This is a genomic window from Blastocatellia bacterium, assembly GCA_025054955.1.
Classification (GTDB): Bacteria; Acidobacteriota; Blastocatellia; order HR10; family J050; genus JANWZE01.
Genome location: JANWZE010000050.1, coordinates 68,515 through 87,548 on the forward strand (window position 1 = coordinate 68,515; position 19,034 = coordinate 87,548).

At 55.4% G+C, this 19,034-nt stretch carries 13 protein-coding genes; 6 read left to right on the forward strand and 7 right to left on the reverse strand.

Going from position 1 to position 19,034, the window contains the following annotated elements:
• Positions 1-158 precede the first annotated feature (158 nt).
• The 7 genes from NZ823_06750 to NZ823_06780 all read right to left on the reverse strand — a co-directional run bounded on the left by NZ823_06750 (position 159) and on the right by NZ823_06780 (position 11,723).
• Entirely contained in the window at positions 159-1,451 is a 1,293-nt protein-coding gene (locus tag NZ823_06750) for a cytochrome c3 family protein (GenBank protein ID MCS6804829.1), read from the reverse strand.
• 23 nt (positions 1,452-1,474) lie between these two features.
• Positions 1,475-2,569 (reverse strand): cytochrome bc complex cytochrome b subunit, encoded by a 1,095-nt coding sequence (locus tag NZ823_06755; protein MCS6804830.1) that lies wholly within the window; start codon positions 2,567-2,569, stop codon positions 1,475-1,477.
• A 25-nt stretch (positions 2,570-2,594) separates the two neighbouring features.
• Complete coding sequence (locus NZ823_06760) at positions 2,595-3,038, reverse strand: Rieske 2Fe-2S domain-containing protein (GenBank protein ID MCS6804831.1); 444 nt, start codon at positions 3,036-3,038, stop codon at positions 2,595-2,597.
• An 882-nt stretch (positions 3,039-3,920) separates the two neighbouring features.
• Positions 3,921-5,519, reverse strand: a complete 1,599-nt coding sequence (locus tag NZ823_06765; protein MCS6804832.1) for a D-aminoacylase — start codon at positions 5,517-5,519, stop codon at positions 3,921-3,923.
• 82 nt (positions 5,520-5,601) lie between these two features.
• A complete protein-coding gene (locus NZ823_06770; protein MCS6804833.1) occupies positions 5,602-9,240 on the reverse strand; it encodes a TonB-dependent receptor in 3,639 nt (1,212 codons plus the stop codon).
• 105 nt (positions 9,241-9,345) lie between these two features.
• Positions 9,346-10,794: a sodium:solute symporter gene (locus NZ823_06775; GenBank protein ID MCS6804834.1), complete on the reverse strand. Its 1,449-nt coding sequence runs from the start codon at positions 10,792-10,794 to the stop codon at positions 9,346-9,348.
• A complete protein-coding gene (locus NZ823_06780) occupies positions 10,791-11,723 on the reverse strand; it encodes a hypothetical protein (protein ID MCS6804835.1) in 933 nt (310 codons plus the stop codon). The genes NZ823_06775 and NZ823_06780 overlap by 4 nt, the downstream gene beginning before the upstream one ends.
• A gap of 60 nt (positions 11,724-11,783) precedes the next feature.
• Between NZ823_06780 and NZ823_06785 the strand changes: the two genes are divergently transcribed.
• The 6 genes from NZ823_06785 (at position 11,784) to NZ823_06810 (ending at position 19,026) form a co-directional block, all read left to right on the forward strand.
• Positions 11,784-12,962 (forward strand): DUF1343 domain-containing protein, encoded by a 1,179-nt coding sequence (locus NZ823_06785; GenBank protein MCS6804836.1) that lies wholly within the window; start codon positions 11,784-11,786, stop codon positions 12,960-12,962.
• Positions 12,963-13,041: 79 nt separating this feature from the next.
• A complete protein-coding gene (gatB, locus tag NZ823_06790; GenBank protein MCS6804837.1) occupies positions 13,042-14,535 on the forward strand; it encodes an Asp-tRNA(Asn)/Glu-tRNA(Gln) amidotransferase subunit GatB in 1,494 nt (497 codons plus the stop codon).
• Positions 14,536-14,574: 39 nt separating this feature from the next.
• Positions 14,575-15,504, forward strand: a complete 930-nt coding sequence (mdh, locus tag NZ823_06795; GenBank protein ID MCS6804838.1) for a malate dehydrogenase — start codon at positions 14,575-14,577, stop codon at positions 15,502-15,504.
• 8 nt (positions 15,505-15,512) lie between these two features.
• Positions 15,513-16,130: a phosphoribosyltransferase family protein gene (locus NZ823_06800; protein MCS6804839.1), complete on the forward strand. Its 618-nt coding sequence runs from the start codon at positions 15,513-15,515 to the stop codon at positions 16,128-16,130.
• Positions 16,131-16,447: 317 nt separating this feature from the next.
• Positions 16,448-17,116 carry a succinate dehydrogenase cytochrome b subunit gene (locus NZ823_06805; GenBank protein MCS6804840.1) on the forward strand — a complete coding sequence of 223 codons (669 nt, stop codon included), beginning with the start codon at positions 16,448-16,450 and terminating at the stop codon, positions 17,114-17,116.
• Positions 17,113-19,026: a fumarate reductase/succinate dehydrogenase flavoprotein subunit gene (locus NZ823_06810; protein MCS6804841.1), complete on the forward strand. Its 1,914-nt coding sequence runs from the start codon at positions 17,113-17,115 to the stop codon at positions 19,024-19,026. The genes NZ823_06805 and NZ823_06810 overlap by 4 nt, the downstream gene beginning before the upstream one ends.
• Positions 19,027-19,034: the final 8 nt, after the last annotated feature.

Sequence of the window (19,034 nt, forward strand, 5' to 3'; positions counted from 1 at the left end):
AGCGTTGAACAACGCCTTCGATTAGTCTTGATCTGTCACGCGGCACGCTGCGCACGCAGCGAGCAACATGCTCGTCTCACCCTGCGTTTCATTTTCCTCGAATCGAAGGCGCCAGGTGCTCTTGCTGGTTGCTTTCCATCATCGGTGTACAGCATGAATCACGACGGCGGATTGTTGATTGCCTCTGATTGATCGAGTTGGCGAATTTTCAGGTAGAGCATCGCGCAGACAAAGAGAATCACGCCGAGCGAAACGGCCAATCCTTTGCGTCGAAATTGAAGCTCATTGAGCGCGGCATAACCGGCCTGTGTCGCATTTATGGCAATGTTCATGCCTGCTTCTATTGTTTTATCAATCTCTGGGCTTGTGACGTTGTGAATGAGCACGCGTGCATGCGTCAGACTGTCGCGGGCGGCGTTCAATTCAAATTTGGGGCGGCTCACTTCCATGCCAGCCCGTTCAGCGCGAGCGAGGATGGCTTGAGCTGTCTCAATTTGCTGACGAAGTTGATCCAGACGTTGCGCTAACTGGCTGGCCACCACATATCCTTTGTCGCCCTCAGCGTGGCACATGATGCAGGTCGAGTTTTCGCTTGTGCCCAGCATGGCATCGGTGGGGCGAACGATGTCGTGATTGTTATGGCAGGTAACGCACGCCGCCTGTTTCATCTCAGCAAACGGCGCTTGATGAGGGCTGGCGTCGAACAACTCAGCCTGACGAACATGACATTGGCCACATACATTGGCGACCGACGAGACGCCCGGCGGCGTGGCTCCATGATTGCCGTGACAATCATTGCAGGAAGGGGCCGCCAGGTCTTGCTGCGCCATGAGGGCCTGACCGTGCACGCTGCGTTGATAGAGGTCGAACTGATCAGTCCGAATTTTGTACTGGCTCATGTACGCTCGATCAGCATGACAATGAGCGCAGGTGTTCGCTACATTCGTGGCGTAGACGGGCGAAGTCGGATCATTGACGGCCTTGATGTCGTGAACGCTGTGACAACTGACGCAGGTGGCCACTTTGGTGTCGCCCTTTCGATTGAGTTGACCGTGCACGCTGGTTTGATATTCGCTCCACTGGTCGGTGCGAGCCTGCGGATTGAATCGCCTCATGTAGTTGAGATCAGCATGACACTTGGCGCAAAATTTGCCCACGTCGGCTGGCTTGGGTTTGCCGATGAAGCCTTTTGCAGGGTCCATCGCCGCGTGCATGTTTCCATCGGTTCCCAATGTGGGATCACCGCCGTGACAATCGGCGCAGGAGAGTCCTCGCTGGGTGTGAATGTCATTAGCGATGAGTTGGGATGGTTTGTCTGACAGCTCCGTGTGACATTGCACGCACGAATCCACTTGCGCTCGGCTCGCCGCTGACGTCAATGTCATGATGAATGCGACAGCCGTGAGAACTAACACGCCGCATTTGAGCATGCTGCCTTTTGCCTTCCTCATTCTCTTTTCCGCTTTGTCGGGTGTCATGGTTCCGACCTCCAGGGAGCCAGCGCCAGAAGCGTCATCACGGCCATGTAGGCGATGACAATGATCCCGATGGCTGTGAAAAGCGGACTGCGTTTCTCTTGCGCGGATTTTCGGTCCAGGAATGGAACAAACAGCCAGAAAATAGCCCCCAGCATGAATGCCACCACGCCGACTGTCTCGCCTTCCATGAATAGGACATGACTGGGAATATACTTGAGCGTTTGAAACATGAAGAGGTAATACCATTCAGGGCGAATCCCGGCGGGGGCCGGGGCAAACGGATCGGCCTTTTCGCCTAGTTCCCATGGATAGATGGCCGCCAAAGCCGCCAGCACGGCCACTGCGATTAACCATCCCAAGAGATCGCGCAACAGGAAATGGGGAACGAACTTCATCTTCCGCTGGGGCGGCGGCATTCCCACCGGCACACTCATGCCGAGCACCTGGACCAGCAATAAATGAAGGCCCAATATGATGGTGGTGAGGGCTGGCAGGATCGCTACGTGGAAACCAAAGAAGCGCGTCAGTGTGGCACCTGTCACATCATCTCCGCCACGCAAAAAACGGAGAAGAAAACCGCCAATGAGCGGCACGTCACCAGCAATGTCGCTGCCAACTTTGGTGGCGAAATACGCCAGTTCGTTCCAGGGCAGTAAATAACCGCTGAAGCCAAACGCCAGCGCCAGAAAGAGCAGCAGCACACCCGTCATCCATGTCAACTCGCGCGGCGGGCGATAGGCTTTGAGCAGAAAGACACTGAACATGTGGATGAACAGTGTGGCAATCATCAGGTTGGCCGACCAACTATGAATGGAGCGGATAAGCCAGCCAAATCGCACTTCCGTCATGATGAACTGCACGCTCTCGAACGCCTGTTCGGGGCTGGGGCGATAGTACAGCAGCAACAGCATGCCCGTTCCCACCTGCACGAAAAACAGGAAGAGGGTCATTCCGCCAAAGTAATACCAGATCGTGTGCCGATGGATAGGAATTTCCTTCTTGCGGATGAACTCTTGCCAGCTTTGTAGTGGCAACCGCTCCTGCAACCATCCGCGAATTCCTCTTCCGGATTCAGCCTTCACGTATTCCATTTGGAGGCTCCTTGCGGTTGAACGTTCAGGCTTTCGAGACAACGATGTCCTCGCCGCGCAGGTTGACTTTATAAACATCCAGTGGACGTGGAGGCGGCCCGCCGGTGTTGCGGCCTGTCAGGTCGTATTGTCCATTGTGGCAGGCGCACCAGATTTGTTTCCTGTCAGGGCGATACTGAACGATGCAATCCAGGTGTGTGCAGGTGGCCGCAAAGGCGCGATACTCGCCGCTGGCCGTGTAGATAAGAATGCCGGGCGCGCTACCGAATTTGAAAATTTTCGCCGAATTGGGTTTTAACTCGCCAACTTTTCCGGCGACGACGCTGTTTTGCTCGGCTTCAGCGACCTTCGGTGGAATGAGAAATTCAATGACAGGATAGATCACCGAGATGAGCGTCGCCACCAGTCCACTGCCCAAAAGGATGTCAATGAACCGTCGCCGTTCAACATCAAGACCTGTCTTCTCCATACGGAGTATCTCCCTGAAAGTGACATGTCATCTGTACCGCAGCAGCAGTGAGTGGGAAGGGCAAAATGCGTGCCAAGCTGTGGGATTTTCACTGCACTGATCGGCAAGTGATTTAAGCGGACAGTCGTGAGATTGAATCGAAAGAGTCGAAAGAAAGCCACTTAGCCGAGGTCAACATGCTTTTCAGGCAGGTCGCGTCCGGGCGTTTCGGTTAGCCGGCGGCTCTCGCGGGAAAGCGCGAGTGGGTATCTATTCGTAGGGAATCTCACCCAGGGCGGGTGATATGACGTGGGAATCGCTCATGACCCAGGCTCACCACGACTGATGCAAGATAAATTCTTTTGCGTCGTTCGGGAGTTTCGCGGCCTCATTTTTCGTGGGAATCGCCCATGAGCGCCACGCTCGCCACGAAGCATGAAAATGGTTATTTGCAGAGGAGTCGGGCGGCCACGGCGAGCCGCCCGTACAGGGTGGCTGTGGGCTCGCGTTTTTGCCAGGAAAGCGGGCAGGCAGCGAGGCCTGTATGGGGGCCTCGCTGTGGGCCCCCGCGTCGAATGCGTCTGAGCGGATAGAACCGAATTCTTCAACCCGCAATTGGTACTGTCCATCTGTGTTCAGCAGTGGTGTTTCCGAGGAATCGCTCAAATGTTATTTTCAAAGGAATCGCCCATGAGCTCCGCGCTGGCCACGAACCATGAAAATACAATTCTTTCGTGAGATTCTGTGTTTCGTGGGGCTCAGTTTTCGTGCGAGAGACCAGCCGAAAGGATTTGATTGCTCATGGTCCAGAGCGGGTTGTGAATGAGTTTGCCCTGCGCACGCTTCCGGCGTGCATGAGCCCGCAAGATGGGAAGCCCCAGCTAAGGGCGATTGAAAACTGCTCTAATGGTGCGGGTGACTCGATTGGCGAGCCGGACCAAACAGGATCTGGCCTGCACGCGCGCCGGTATGCTGACCTTGCTGGATGACGAGCTGTCCGTTGACCAGCACATGGTCAATGCCAACAGGATATTGATGTGGGTCGTCGAAGGTCGCTTTATCGGCGACCGTCTGATCATCGAAGACGACGAGATCGGCGGCGAATCCTTCACGAATGATGCCGCGGTCCCAGAACCCGAACGTCTGAGCCGGAAGGGACGTCATCTTGCGAATCGCATCTTCGAGCGAAATCACTTTTCGTTCGCGCACGTACTTGGCCAGCACACGCGGATTGTTCCCATTGCCGCGCGGGTGAGGCCGACCACGTCCCGGTTCGCGCACGCCGGCATCCGACGCAATCATTGTGAACGGCTGTTGCAGGATAATCTCAATGTCTTGCTCGCTCATTTTGTGATACACCATGCTAGCGCCGCCGGCGATGACCATATCCATGATTTGCTCGGCTTCTTCTTGAACACCGGCTTTGCCGCGAATTTGTTTGGTGATTTGCGAGATATTTTTGCCGTTCAGTGAAGGATCAGGCCGATAATTGGCCACGTAGGCATAGGAAAAATCTTTGAAGCCGCTTTGTTTGATCTGGGCGATGGTTTCTTGTTTGATTTTCGCTCGCGTCTGCGGGTCTTTGAGCCGTTCCACTGCTTTTTCGTTTCCGCCATCAAAAACCCAATCTGGCAGAATGGATGCCAGCGAGGTGCTCGAAGCCGGATAGACGTATTGATCAACCGTGACCTGCTGGCCGCGACGTCGAGCATCAGCCACCAGGCGCGTGGTCACGCGGCTATCACCCCACCGTTTCTTGCTGGAGATTTTGAAATGTGAAATGTTGACCGGACAGCCAGCCTGCTCGCCGATGAGTAAAGCCTCCTTGATCGCTTCGTCCACCTGGTTAGCTTCATTGCGCATGTGCGTGGCATAAAGGCCACCGTGTTGGCAGGCGACGCGCGCCAGTTCAATAATCTCATCGGTTTTAGCAAAGCTGCCGGGCACGTAAATCAGGCCTGTGCTGAACCCGACGGCTCCGTCTTTCATAGCTTGTTCGACGCGCTGCTGCATCTGGGTTAGCTCTTCGGGCGTCGGCTCGCGCTTCTCTGATTTCATGACGCTCTGGCGTATGGAATTATGTCCGACGAGCGTCGCCACGTTCAGCGATACGCCTTGTTGTTGGAGCTGACTCAAGTATTCGGCGATGTTGGTGCGTGAGAAGCCACAGTTGCCGGTGACGATGGTCGTGACGCCCATGCGGACGAAGTTGTCGGCTGTAGGAATTTGCTCAAGGTCCCCTTCCACGTGTGTATGCACATCAATGAAGCCGGGCGCGACAATTTTTCCGCCAACGTCAATGACAACGTCTGCTTCAGTAGCGTTTATGCGACCCACGTGAGCGATCTTCCCGTCTTTGATGGCTACGTCGGCATAGAACCACGGATTGCCCGTGCCGTCAATCACACGACCATTTTTGATAATCGTGTCATACGGTTTTTGTCTAGGAAGCGGCAGCGGAAAGAGAAACAGAAATAGCAACAACCAGGTTGTGACGTGCATAACGTTCGATCAAGCAGTAGGCTACTGCGCCCGGACGTGACAAACGCGCCTCATGCGATAGTGTCCGGGCGCAGTCAGTTGATTAGAAGTTATATTTCAGCGCCAGTTGCATTCGGCGCGCGCCGGTAGAGACGGAACCGCGCATGCGGCCAAACACAGCACTGGTGATGATCGCGCTATTGGGCAGTGCACTGAAGAAGACAGTATTGGGCACATTTTGCATCTCCAGGCGAAAATCAACGCTGTGATTTTCGGTGATGCGCGTCCGTTTACCGATGGTCATATCGAACGAGAAGTCGGGCGGGAGCGTGAAGAAGTTTCTCGTTGTATTGCCCAATTGACCGGCTGCCGGCGTGGAGAAGAGCGCCCGTTCTTGTGCGTTGAAGTAGAACTCGGTGCCGACAGACGGATCAAAGAACAAGCCGCCCGTGTTGCGCGTGCAGCCGTTGCAATTGGCCGGCGATTGAACCACATTGCTCACCGTGTTGGAACCGGAGTAGACGGTAAACGGCCGGCCACTGCTCAGGACCAGGATGCCATAGAGCTGCCAGCCGCCGATCAAGCGGTCAACCACGCCGGGCCAATCGTTGCCCCAGCGTTGTCCTCGGCCAAAGGGAAGCTCGTAGCCCCAATTGTTCGCCCACACATGGGTGCGGTCAAAATCCGAGCGGGCATAATTGAGCTTGCGGTTGCGTAGATCAAACGGCGTGCTCGACGCCGATTGAACAGCGCCGCGCGAGACCCGCGTGAAGGCCGGATCGAATGAGCGCGTATCCAGTGATTTGGCGAACGTGTAATTGGATTGGAAGTTGAGGCCGTGGCTGAATCGTTTCTCAACGATCAATTCCAGCCCGTGATAGGTTGAAAAGTCGTTACTGTCAAGCACGTTCATCTGGCCGGCAAACTGCGTGTAAGGCCGGAAGAAGAACGGACTGAAGCCAGAGCGCACAATCATCTGGACTCCGCCTTCCGTGCGGTTGGCAATCAGATCAGCCAGCGCGCCGACGGAGTTCAGGTTGAGCTGTGTGGCGAACAAGCGGCGCACCATTTGTGAGCCTGTCTCGCCCGAGCGTCGGCGCGAATCGGCTGTCAGCAGCGCATTCATCAACTCGCTTTCGCCGCCAGCTTTGACGATGTTGAACGCATCGAGGAAGCCGTTGCGGAAAATTTCCGCTTGGTTCACATCGTAACCGCCGAACAGGCCGATCCCTTTTCGTCCGATGTAATTGACCGTGACGACCGTATTCCAACCGAGTTCTCGTTGAATACTCAAGCCCCAGCCATGGGTTTTCGGCGAGCGAAAATCGGGGTCAACCACGTGGATACCGGCGGTCGAGAAAATGGCCGGTTGAGCCAGTTGCTGTGGCGTCACGCCGGCCGGCGGCGAGAGCGTGGGAATGCCATCACGCACGCGTCCGCCACGTTGCCCGAATTCCTGATTGATGACCGACAAGATTTGGCCAGGAATGCTCTGATAAATCACCGAGGAGAGCAAAAACGTGTTGATGCGGTCGTAGGCCAGACGATAGTTGACGCGAATCGAGGTCTTGCCGGTTTTGAATGGGTCCCAGGCAAATCCGATGCTTGGTCCCAGGTTGTTCCAATCATCGTCGTAGAGCGGCCCCGGCTCCCAGCGCAGCGTATTGGATGCTGGAGCGCCGAGCGTGACCAATTGATTGGGTCGGGCAATTCGATTGCGCGGATTGGTCGGCGCCAACTTCACTTCCCAGCGCAGCCCTAGATCAAAGGTGAGATTGGGTCGCACTTTCCACGTGTCTTGCCAGTAAAAATCATACTCGCCGTACCGGGCGTCGAAGTCGAAGATCGAGCCGGGCGGCGCAAACTGGTTACCGGCAGCGACGAACCCTTGCGAAATCCGACCGACGCGGCCCAGCAAGTTGTTGATGGTCGCTTGCAGCAGAGGACGGTCAAATGTCGTGTTGATGTCCGCCGGCAAGCGGAACGTCGCCGGATCAACGGTGTTGATAGCCGGGTCGAAATTAACCGACACCCGCGCGTTTTGATCGCCAATGGAACCGCGCTTGTCAATGTGTTGTTGATAGCGGAAGTTGATACCCGCTTTGAATGTGTGCGCCCCGCGCACGTAGGTGAGATTGTCCACCAGTTGATAGGTGTTGATCGTGCGCAGATTGCCGATGTAGTTGAATAACACATCGGTCACTGTATTGAGCACGAACGGCGGATTGTTGGCCGCGTTAGGGTCGGGATTGGCAAAATCGAATGTGAACCGATTGAATCCGATCACCACTTCGTTGGTCACATTAGAGCTGGGAATCCAGCGCCAATTCAGCGCGAGGTTGCGTGGTCGGCGTCGGGTATCAACCACACGTGGCAGTCCAGGGAACCGCGCTTGTCCGTCGTTGACGAAATCGCCGATGGTGTCCTGCCGACCATGCGAGTAACGCCCGAAGATCGTATTGCGCTCGCTGAACGCGTGGTCAATTCTGACCATGAAGTCTTCCTGTTTTTCGTTTTCAATCGGCCTCCAGGTGAAACCGGCCGTGTTCAGACCATCCCCGACGAAGAAGTTGTTGGGCAACGGCGTTCGGTTGATCAGGTCGAGAATTTGTCGTTCCAGCCCGAACATTTGCGGATCATTGGCGGCAATATCGTACGTGCCGATGTTCAGACCGGGCAACACATTTCCATTGGCATCAACTGAAGCCCCCGGGGCACCAGCGGGTTGATTCCGTCCACCTCGAACGTAACGAAAGATACCGCGTCGTGCCTGCTCCGTGTACACGGTGCTCGTGATCGTGCGCGTGCTGCGCAAGCGTAGCACCTGCAAGTTGGTGAAGAAGAATGTACGATTCTTGATAATTGGGCCGCCCACGCTATAGCCGGGGATGTGCTGAACGAACTGCGGCCGTTGAATGCCGTCCAATTTGTTGCCGAAGGAATTGGCGTGAAGGCTCGGTGTTTGGTAAAACCAGAAGACCGAACCGTGAAATTCGTTCGTCCCGGATTTGGAGACAAGCGCCACCTGTCCGCCGCTGTTACGTCCATATTCAGCGGTGAAGTTGCTGGTGATGACGCGGAACTCGGCGAGCATATCTGGATTGGTGCGCAACGGTGTGAAATTGGAACCGCCGGCGCTCGTCTCGTTTATATCAACGCCGTCGAGTGTGAAGTTGAATGCGCGGTCACGTGCGCCGTGAACATGCACGCCCCCTCCAGTGTTCGCCCCCACCGTCACACCCGGTTGAAAGTTGATGAAGTTCAGTACATTTCGGCCACGAGCGCCGACAATTGGCAAGTTCAACACCTGTCGCTGATCAACCAGCGTTCCGAAGTTGCCTGATGTGCTGGTCTGGACCAACTCGGCAGACCCGACCACTTCAATCACCTCGGCAATGTCGCCAACTTCGAGTGTGACGTTCACAGTCATCGGCAGGCCGATGGTCAGTTGATTTCCCTTCGATACGAATTTGCGAAAGCCTTGCTTCTCGACCGTCACCGTGTACGTCCCGACTTGCACGGAGTCGAACACGTAGGTTCCAGCCGAGGTTGTTTCGGTGGTGAAAGATACTTGTGTCGCCTCGTTCGTCAGCGTGACCTGAGCTTGGGCGACAACCGCGCCTTGCGGGTCGAGCACCGTCCCGACAACGCGCGAGGTCGTCCCCTGTGCCCAAGCCGTTGCCGCCATCAGCAACACAGCGCCGACTCCGACGCAACGAGAAAGCAAACTTCGCTTGAGCATAATAGTCCCCTCCTAAACGGTGAATTTCATTTCATCCTCTAAATCGTTCGTTTGATACTCCAGATGACATTTCTGGGCTGATTCTGACACTGGTTGATTACGGTGTCAACTGCTTTTTTTACTGATCAGTTTGGTGGCGAACCATCCCGATGAAAATGTCACCAGCGAACCGAGCAGCACATGCCATGGCCATGCGATAGACGTGCCCAGCTTAACCCACAGCATGACACCGAGCCCTGTAATCATGCCGATCAACGCGCCCGTTTCAGTGACGCGCGTTGTCAACGTGCCGAGCAAGAAGACGCCCAGCAAGCTGCCGTTGGTTAACGCAGCAATGGAAAGGCCGGCTTCCAACAACGACTTTGATTCCCGCGCCATGATGGCCACGCCGATTTGCACCAGCCCCCAGAAGATCGTCAGCGTGTGAGACAGGCGCAGGTCGCGAGCTTCGTCATCAGGCGCCGGGTTCGATCTCTTGCGCAGTGGATGAATCAAATCACTCAACGTGGTCGCCGCCGAAGAATTGAGCGATGATGATAAGGCAGCGGCAAAAATGGCGGCCACCACCAGACCCGATAGCCCCGCTGGCATGTGATGGATGATGAAATAGGGAAACGCATCATCTTGACGAGCAAATGTCGTCATCGGCGGGAATCGTTGGTAGAACGTAAACAGCATGATGCCGATTAACAGAAAACCGACAAACTGCGCGAAAATGATCACCCAACTGCTCAACAACGCAGCCGTGGCCTGTCGTGAGCTGGCGGTGCACAGGTAGCGTTGCACCAGAAATTGATCGGTTCCGTGCGTGCTGGTGGTGAAAAAAGCGCCGCCAATGACGCCAGCCCAGAAGGTGTATGTTTGGCTGACGTCCCAGGTGAAATCGAATACCTGAAATTTGTTGAAGATTGTTCCGACAGCCTGCACTTCCTGCCAGCCACCGGGAATCTCACTGAGCAGGATGTAGGCTGCCAATGCCGCGCCACCGATGTAAACGAACAACTGCACAACCTCTGTCCAGATAACGGCTGCCATGCCGCCGAGGTACGTGAAGATGATCATGACCACGCCCATCACGACAATCGAGGTAATGTCGTCAATCCCCGTCAACGCCATCAACACAACAGCGGTTGCCAGCAGTCTCACACCGTCAGCCAAATTCCTCATGACCAGAAAAATCGAAGCGGCCAGCATCTTGACCCGATCACCAAAACGATGCTCCAGCAGTTGGTAAACCGTCAGCAGTTGTCCACGAAAGTACGAGGGGATGAACAACACCGAAATGATGATCCGGCCCACAAGATAACCCATCACGAGCTGCAGAAACGTCATGTTGCCGTTGGCCGCATACGACAAGCCGGGAACACCGATGAACGTGAGCGTGCTCGTCTCCGTTGCAACGATGGAGAGCGAAATGGCCCACCAGGGGACTTGTTGCCCACCGAGAAAGTAATCTTTGAGGTTTTTTTGATGGCGCTTAAACGAGGCGCCAAAGAGAACGATGGCCACCAGGTAGCCGACGATAATTACAAGATCAAGAGATCGGACGGTCATAACGGTGCGAAGCGCCGCTTGGCAAGCATGATCGCACCAATGCTTGGCGGAAACAGCGGCGCCGTCATGATGGCATGCGGGGCTGCGACTGAGACCACGTCCCAGAGTGGCCGGAGAATATAATCGCCCGCTTCAAACACGCTGCCCACATAGGCAACGCGGAACGCGCTCGATTGCATGTTCAAACGATAGATCACCGCATTAACCGCTCGGCCCAACTCAGTGCCGGCCTCGTGTAAAATCTCATCGGCAATTTCATCAGACTCCTGCGCGGCTTTGACGACCAATTGAGCCAGTGGAGCAATTTGTGGGCTATCGGCAGGATGTTCGTGGGTATAAATGATGTTGAGCAGTTCCATTGGATTGGGCACCTGAAAATAATCGCAGATGGCCTGCCTCAGCTTCGTCGGTTTGCCTCGTCCATCATAATCGGCGACCGCCGCCATCAACGCGCGGCGGGCAATATCGTAGCCGCTGCCTTCATCGCCAAACGCCGGTCCCCAACCGCCTGAGTACGCGATTTCGCCATGAGCATTCATGCCGCAAGCGACCGATCCGGTGCCAGCAATGATCACCACGCCAGGCTCTCCGCCGGTGGCCCCCAGCAAGGCGATTTCAGCGTCCGGCACAAGCGCCACCCGCTGACTGCCGAGCGCCTGTTGCAGCGCCTCGCTCGTCGCTTGATGATGGCTAGCATGCCGAACGCCGCCCAAGCCGATGCCGAACGCTGTGATCTGCGTGAGATTCAACCCCGCTTCCTCGCTGGCGTGCGTGAGTGCCTGAAGCACCTGCTGGACACTCTTGGCGACGCCCACCCGCAACGGATTGGACGGGCCGGCCAACCCCTGGCCAAGCACGCGGCATGAGTCGTCGGTAATGACGCCACGTGTTTTCGTTCCACCACCATCAACACCAGCCCAATAGTACATGGCGTTGCTCTCCTTGTTCTGATCCGGTGGTGATTCTAAACTACTGCCGGAGGCATTTCAATGAAGGTTTTATCAGGCTTGGATATGCTCATGCACGCGGAGTTGGCGGCGGTTCGCGGTTGCGCTGTCGGGCTTGTATGCAATCAGGCGTCCGTTTCCCATGATCTTCAACATGTCACCGATGTGTTCGCTCAAGCTCACCGACAGGGCGTTTTGCGCCTGCGCGCTCTGTTTGGCCCGCAACATGGCCTGTGGGGACATACGCAGGACAATATGATCGAATGGGAAGGCTATGTTGATCCGCGTCTGGGCGTGCCTGTCTATTCGTTATATGGACGGCATCGCAAACCAACCGCCGAGATGCTCAACGGGATTGACAAGCTGGTCATTGATCTTCAGGACGTCGGCGCGCGCTATTACACCTTTGTTTGGACCGTCGCCCTTTGCCTCGAAGCCTGCGCGGAGCAGGGGATCGAAGTGGTGATCCTGGACCGACCCAATCCGATTTCAGGGCAGGCGGTCGAAGGGTGCTTGCTCGAACCGGCTTATCGTAGTTTTGTCGGGCTTCACCCCCTGCCTGTGCGTCACGGCATGACACTGGGCGAGCTGGGTCGCTACCTTCAAGCAAATTTCTATCCGCGCTGCTCGGTGACGGTGATTCGCATGGAGGGCTGGCAACGCGCGATGTATTACGATGAGACGGGTCGGCACTGGGTGATGCCATCGCCCAACATGCCGAGTGTGGAGACGGCCATCGTCTATCCCGGCATGTGCGTGCTTGAAGCAACCAATTTATCCGAAGGGCGTGGCACAACCCGACCATTTGAAATGTTCGGCGCGCCGTGGCTCGATGGCTGGCAGTTGGCTGAGAGGTTGAATCACGCGGGCTTGCCGGGTGTTTGGTTTCGCCCGCTGGAGTTTCAGCCAACGTTCAATAAGTTCGCCGGTGAGAAATGTGGCGGCGTTTTCATTCACGTTCTGCAAAGAGAGCACTACGAGCCGTTCCTTTCAGCACTGTTCATCCTGAGCGAGATGTTCAAGATGTATCCCGATCAATGTCAGTGGAAGCTGCCGCCCTATGAGTATGAGTATGAAAAAATGCCGTTTGATATTTTGGTGGGCAACGGATGGCTTCGGCAGGAGATCGAAACGGGCGCTTCGATCAGCCGACTGAAAGAAAAGTGGCAAGATGAATTGGCCGAATTTCTCGCGGTGCGCCAGCAATTCTTGCTGTATTGAGCAGATGACGTCGAACATTACGCGCAGGCGATCTTGATGCTATACTGTCGGCCTTAAGCAGGCACACGCCGGAATCAGTATGAACAATCGCGAGAAATACGAGGCGGTCATTGGTCTGGAAGTTCACGCCCAACTGAAAACGGCCAGCAAGTTGTTCTGTGGGTGTTCAACCCGATTTGGCGACGAGCCCAACGCCAATACCTGTCCGGTGTGCCTCGGATTGCCGGGAGCATTGCCGGTGCTCAATCGCAACGCTGTGCTGATGGCTGCCAAAGCGGCGCTGGCGCTCGGTTGTCAGATCAATCCTGTCTCGCTGTTTGCGCGAAAAAATTATTTTTATCCCGATTTGCCCAAAGGCTACCAGATTTCTCAATATGATCGTCCGTTTGCTGAGCATGGTGTTGTGCAGATTGACACGGCTGAGCGTGACGCGCATGGCCGGCCTCTCCAGTGGCAGCAAAAAACCATTCGGTTGACTCGTTTGCATCTAGAGGAGGATGCCGGCAAGTCCATTCATGATGGCAGCGGCGGCTTGAGCGAAGGCGCTTCCTATGTGGATTTGAATCGAGCCGGCACGCCATTGATAGAGATTGTCTCGGAGCCTGATTTTCGCTCCAGTTGGCAAGCCTACGATTACGTTCAGTATTTGCGGCAGACGCTGCAATACGTGGATGTATGTGATGGCAACATGGAGCAAGGCGATTTGCGATGCGATGCCAACGTCTCAGTTCGGTTGAAAGGCTCGGATCAATTGGGAACGAAAGTTGAAATCAAGAATCTCAATTCATTCCGGTTTCTGCAACGGGCGTTGGACTACGAGATTGAACGCCAGATCGCTGTGTTGGAATCGGGCGGGCAACTCAGTCAGGAGACGCGACTGTGGAACGAGCGGGAGAACAAAACGGTGTCCATGCGCAGCAAAGAATATGCGCACGATTATCGTTATTTCCCCGAACCTGATCTTCCGCCGTTGGTGGTTCATCCTGAATGGGTCGCGCGCCTCAAAGCTGAATTACCCGAACTGCCCGGCGCGCGACGGCGCCGGTTTGTCCGGGCCTATGGGCTCTCATTTGACGATGCCACAACACTGACGGCGACTCGTCCATTGGCCGATTATTATGAGGCCGTTGTCAAACAGGGCATTCAACCGCAAACGGCGGCCAATTGGATCATCAGTGAGCTTACCTTTTTGCTTAAGAGCGCTGAGCAAGAGATCACCCAGTGCCGCATCAAGCCGGAAGAGTTGGCCGCGCTGATCAAGCTGATTGAACGCGGCGCAATTAGCGGCAAGATGGGCAAGACGGTGCTACAACAGATGTTCAACACAGGCCAACCGGCTGAGCAGATCATTGAAGCGCAGGGATTGAAACAAGTTTCGGACCCCGATCGTTTGCAGCCGATCATCGAATCTGTCCTCGCTGCTCATGCTCGGGAAGTCGAAGCGTTCCGCGCTGGCAAAGAGCAATTATTCGGGTTCTTTGTTGGTCAGGTGATGAAGGCCACCAAAGGACAAGCCAATCCGCAGTTGGTCAATGAATTGTTACGCCGGTTGCTGCATGGAGATGGAGAATGAGATGGAGATAATACCTTGATCTAATAAAGGAGCTATCGTATGAGTCGAAAGAAAATATCTGTTATTGGCGCAGGCAATGTGGGCGCAACGACGGCGCATCGAATCGCCGATCTGGAATTAGGCGACGTCGTGCTGGTGGACATTATCGAAGGGTTGCCGCAGGGCAAAGCATTGGATTTGGCTGAAGCCACGCCGGTCGTCGGCAAGGACCTGCGGATCATCGGCTCCAACGGCTACATGGAGACGACCAATTCCGACATCGTCGTCATCACCGCCGGCATCGCGCGCAAACCCGGCATGAGTCGCGATGATCTGCTCAATACCAATACGCAGATCGTCAGCGAGGTCACGCGGGAAGTTTGCAAGTACTCACCTGACGCGATTCTCATCGTGGTCTCCAACCCACTGGATGCGATGACGTATGTGGCCTACAAACTTTCTGGGTTCCCCAAGCATCGCGTGATGGGCATGGCCGGCATTTTGGATACAGCTCGCATGCGCTATTTCATCGCTGAGGCGCTCAATGTCTCTGTTGAGAATGTCGTGGCGATGGTCTTGGGCGGGCATGGCGATCAAATGGTACCGCTCTCACGCTACACCAGTGTCGCCGGCATTCCGCTCAGTGACCTGATGCCGCAAGAGCAGATTGACGCAATTGTGCAGCGCACACGCGACGGCGGCGCCGAGATCGTCAAATATCTGAAGACAGGCTCAGCTTACTATGCCCCATCGGCAGCCGTCGTCGAGATGGTGGAAGCGATTATCAAAGATAAGCACAAAATCGTTCCGTGTGCGGCCTATCTGGAAGGGGAATACGGCGTCAATGGTGTCTACCTCGGTGTGCCCGTGAAACTAGGCGCGCGTGGCATCGAGCAGATTATTGAAATCAGCCTGACGTTGGAAGAGCGCGCGGCCTTGCACAAATCGGCTGAAGCGGTCAGGGAGCTGATTGATCTGATCAAGCTATGATGGCAACGATGGCGACCGACATCTTACTGCGTCATGATGAGGTCATGGAGTTGTTGCGACAGACGGGCGCCTTGCGCGAGGGCCATTTTGCCCTGCCCATCGGCATGCATACCAACCACTTCATTCAAATGCCGCTGGCCTTACGCTACTATCGCGTTGCCAAAATCCTATGTGTTGGCTTAAGTCGGTTGCTGCGCGGCTGTCGCGAAGTGGCCACTGCGCTACCGCATGTTTGCGTGATTGCTCCGCCCAGCGGTGGCATCCCGGTGGCCTTCGGCGTCGGCGAGGTGTTGCAGGCCGAGCAAATTTTGTGGGCTGAACAAGCTGAAGGACGGCGTTATCAGTTTCACCAATACATGGGTATCGCTGCCGGCGATAAATGTATTCTGGTGGACGACATCGTGCACACCGGCGATACGTTGCGTGCCATGGTCGAACTGATTCATGAGTCAGGCGGCGAGGTGATTGCCGTCGGCGTGCTGGTTAGTCAACGGCTGGCCGACGTGAATCTCGGCGATATTCCATTTTTCTCTGTCGTGCAAATCCAGACCGACCATTATCCGGCCGACGCTTGCCAGCTTTGCCGGATGAACGTGCCACTGGCCGAGGTACATGATTGGGTGTGACGACGAGGCTGAGCGCCGTCGGAGGATGCCAGCCTGAGAGCGACCTAGCCGGCAGGGGTGAGGGATTGCCTGGGCGGATCAACACGTGGAGTCAGACGATGCCAGCCTGAGAGCGACCTAGGCGGCAGGCGAGGCGGCGCTCGCACGCGTCCGTCCGTGGACCAACGAGGCGCGAGGTTGCCAACAATTCAGCACGAACCGTTGATCTATTGGCGGCGTCGCAGCGGCCATAAGCCGGCGGCGCGCCGTAGTCGGGTTTTATGTGCGCTTCTTGACAAGATCGCTGACACAATTGTATTACTCCCACTCAAAAAAACATGAATGGAATCGTACACCTCATCAGCTCATCGGTTGGCCGCAAGATCATCATGGGCATCACAGGCTTGTTCCTGTGCTTGTTTCTCGTGGTTCATCTTGGTGGCAATCTCTTATTGTTGAAGAATGATGGCGGCGTAGCGTTCAACGCTTATGCCGAGTTCATGGCGACGACGCCGTTGATACGGCTGGCCGAGATCATCTTATTTTTGGGATTTCTCATTCACATTGTGGATGGGATTTCGTTGGCGCTGAAGAATCGCGCCTCTCGCCCAGAGCGATATCGAATGAACGAGGCTCCGGCTAGTAGCAGTTGGTTCTCGCGCCACATGCCGTTGACGGGGATCGTGGTGTTTGTCTTTTTGGTGATCCACCTGAATTCCTTTTTTGTCAAGCATCGGTTTCTGGATCCGGGAAATGAGACCATGTATGAAACCGTGGTGAACTCATTTCAGTCTGGCTGGGGCGGGTTCTACTGGGCATTTTACGTTGTCTGTATGGTGTTCATCGGGTTCCATCTCCGGCACGGCTTCCGCACAGCATTTCTTTCACTTGGTTTGAGTCACCGGCGATTTAGCGCATTGTTGGACACGTTGGCCGTGCTGTTTTCCATTATCGTGCCCGCTGGATTTGCCATGATCCCGATCTATTTCTACTTTGTGAAGCCATGATTTTAGACGCAAAAATTCCTGACGGTCCGATACAGGACAAGTGGTCGAACCACAAGTTCCGCTTGAAGCTGGTCAATCCTGCTAACAAGCGAAAATTTAACATCATTGTTGTGGGCACGGGATTGGCCGGCGCCTCGGCGGCAGCCTCACTGGCTGAGCTCGGTTACAATGTGCAGGCATTCTGTTTTCATGATAGTCCGCGTCGCGCCCACAGCATTGCTGCCCAAGGCGGCATCAACGCGGCCAAGAACTATCAAAACGACGGCGACAGCGTATGGCGGCTGTTTTACGACACGGTCAAGGGGGGCGATTATCGCGCGCGTGAAGCGAATGTCTATCGCCTGGCCGAGCTGAGCGTGAATATCATTGACCAGTGTGTCGCGCAAGGAGTGCCATTTGCCCGCGAGTACGGCGGGTTGTTAGAGAATCGCTCGTTTGGCGGAGCGCAGGTTTCTCGCACTTTTTATGCGCGTGGGCAGACCGGTCAGCAACTCTTGCTCGGCGCCTATCAAGCGATGCTGCGTCAGGTCGAACTGGGACGAGTCACCCTCTTTCCGTTCCACGAAATGCTCGACCTGGTCGTCATAGATGGGGCAGCCAAAGGGATTGTCACGCGCAATTTGATTACCGGCGAGATTCGCTCGCATGCCGCCCATGCTGTGCTGCTGGCCACGGGTGGATACGGCAATGTGTATTATCTGTCAACCAACGCCAAAGGCTCCAACGCTACGGCGATCTGGCGTGCGTATAAGCGCGGCGCGTTTTTTGCCAATCCTTGCTTCACACAGATTCATCCGACGTGCATCCCTGTTTCCGGCCATTATCAATCGAAGCTGACGTTGATGAGCGAAGGGCTGCGCAATGACGGGCGTGTCTGGGTGCCCAAGCAGGTCGGAGATAAGCGCCCGCCTGATCAAATTCCCGAAGATGAGCGGGACTATTTCCTTGAACGCAAATATCCAGCGTTTGGCAATCTGGTTCCACGAGACGTGGCCGCGCGCAGCATCAAGGAAGTATGCGATGAAGGGCGCGGCGTCGGGCCGACCGGCATGGCCGTCTATCTGGATTTCGCCGACGCCATCAAGCGATTAGGGCGACACGTCATCGAGGAACGTTATGGGAATTTGTTTGAGATGTACGAGCGCATCACTAATGAAAATCCTTACCACACGCCGATGCGCATCTACCCGGCCGTGCATTACACGATGGGCGGCTTGTGGGTTGATTACAACTTGATGACAACGATCCCCGGCTTGTATGCGCTCGGTGAATGTAACTTCTCCGATCATGGTGCTAATCGGCTTGGCGCGAGCGCGTTGATGCAAGGGCTGGCTGATGGCTACTTCATCATTCCGTATACGATTGGTGATTATCTGGCCGGACTGGGATTCGAGAAAGTCACCACCGATCATCCAGCGTTCCGCCAAGCGGAACAAGAGGTCCACGAACGAACCAAGAAATTCCTCGCTATTCCGGGAAAGCGCTCTGTGGATGAAATCCATCGGGAGTTGGGCCGCGTGATGTGGGATTACGTTGGCATGGCTCGCAGCGCCGAAGGATTAAGGAATGCCATTGATCGCATCCGCGAGATACGTGAAGAATTTTGGCGCAACGTGCGAGTGCTCGGCCGCGACGATCACCTGAACGAATCACTGGAAAAGGCCGGTCGTGTGGCTGATTTCTTGGAATTGGCCGAGCTGATAGCAGTAGATGCGCTGCTGCGAAACGAATCTTGCGGCGGTCATTTCCGCGTTGAGTACCAGACGCCTGATGGCGAGGCGCTACGCGATGATGAACATTATGCGTATGTAGCGGCCTGGCAGTATCAAGGCGATGATCAACCGCCGCAATTGCACAAGGAGCCGCTCCATTTTGAGTACGTCAAGCTCTCGCAACGCAGTTACAAGTAGGAATTGGT

Excerpts from the sequence above, each read along its gene's own strand:
- NZ823_06760 (MCS6804831.1), bottom strand. The coding sequence starts at position 3,038 with ATGGAGAAGACAGGTCTTGATGTTGAACGGCGACGGTTCATTGACATC.
- NZ823_06785 (MCS6804836.1), top strand. The coding sequence starts at position 11,784 with ATGAAGGTTTTATCAGGCTTGGATATGCTCATGCACGCGGAGTTGGCG.
- NZ823_06780 (MCS6804835.1), bottom strand. The coding sequence starts at position 11,723 with ATGTACTATTGGGCTGGTGTTGATGGTGGTGGAACGAAAACACGTGGC.
- NZ823_06810 (MCS6804841.1), top strand. The coding sequence starts at position 17,113 with ATGATTTTAGACGCAAAAATTCCTGACGGTCCGATACAGGACAAGTGG.
- NZ823_06770 (MCS6804833.1), bottom strand. The coding sequence starts at position 9,240 with ATGCTCAAGCGAAGTTTGCTTTCTCGTTGCGTCGGAGTCGGCGCTGTG.
- NZ823_06750 (MCS6804829.1), bottom strand. The coding sequence starts at position 1,451 with ATGAGGAAGGCAAAAGGCAGCATGCTCAAATGCGGCGTGTTAGTTCTC.
- mdh (MCS6804838.1), top strand. The coding sequence starts at position 14,575 with ATGAGTCGAAAGAAAATATCTGTTATTGGCGCAGGCAATGTGGGCGCA.
- NZ823_06805 (MCS6804840.1), top strand. The coding sequence starts at position 16,448 with ATGAATGGAATCGTACACCTCATCAGCTCATCGGTTGGCCGCAAGATC.
- gatB (MCS6804837.1), top strand. The coding sequence starts at position 13,042 with ATGAACAATCGCGAGAAATACGAGGCGGTCATTGGTCTGGAAGTTCAC.
- NZ823_06755 (MCS6804830.1), bottom strand. The coding sequence starts at position 2,569 with ATGGAATACGTGAAGGCTGAATCCGGAAGAGGAATTCGCGGATGGTTG.
- NZ823_06775 (MCS6804834.1), bottom strand. The coding sequence starts at position 10,794 with ATGACCGTCCGATCTCTTGATCTTGTAATTATCGTCGGCTACCTGGTG.
- NZ823_06765 (MCS6804832.1), bottom strand. The coding sequence starts at position 5,519 with ATGCACGTCACAACCTGGTTGTTGCTATTTCTGTTTCTCTTTCCGCTG.
- NZ823_06800 (MCS6804839.1), top strand. The coding sequence starts at position 15,513 with ATGGCGACCGACATCTTACTGCGTCATGATGAGGTCATGGAGTTGTTG.